The organism is Lachnoanaerobaculum sanguinis (genome assembly GCF_033242365.1).
GTDB classification, from domain to species: domain Bacteria; phylum Bacillota; class Clostridia; order Lachnospirales; family Lachnospiraceae; genus Lachnoanaerobaculum; species Lachnoanaerobaculum sanguinis.
In genome coordinates this window covers 1-269 of sequence record NZ_BTHK01000096.1, presented here as the reverse complement: position 1 = coordinate 269, position 269 = coordinate 1, and the positions used below count along the sequence as shown (strand labels likewise).

Here is a 269-nt window from a genome sequence, read left to right as displayed (position 1 = left end):
GTGTCATACATAAACACTAAATCTAAATGATTTAAGAGGTTAAACATAAAGAGCGTAGGGTGGATGCCTAGGCACTGACAGCCGAAGAAAGACGTGACAAGCTGCGAAAAGCTGCGGGGAGAAGCACATATTCAATGATCCGCAGATGTCTGAATGGGGAAACCCACTTGGAAGAACTCCAAGTATCTGTACGCCAATACATAACGTACAGAGGGGAACCCGGTGAACTGAAACATCTAAGTAGCCGGAGGAAAAGAAAACAACAGTGA

The 269-nt window shown here is 44.6% G+C and carries 1 rRNA gene; it reads left to right on the top strand.

From position 1 onward, the window contains the following. Positions 1–36: 36 nt before the first annotated feature. Positions 37–269 (top strand): 23S ribosomal RNA (locus SBH76_RS13675); the annotation flags it as partial.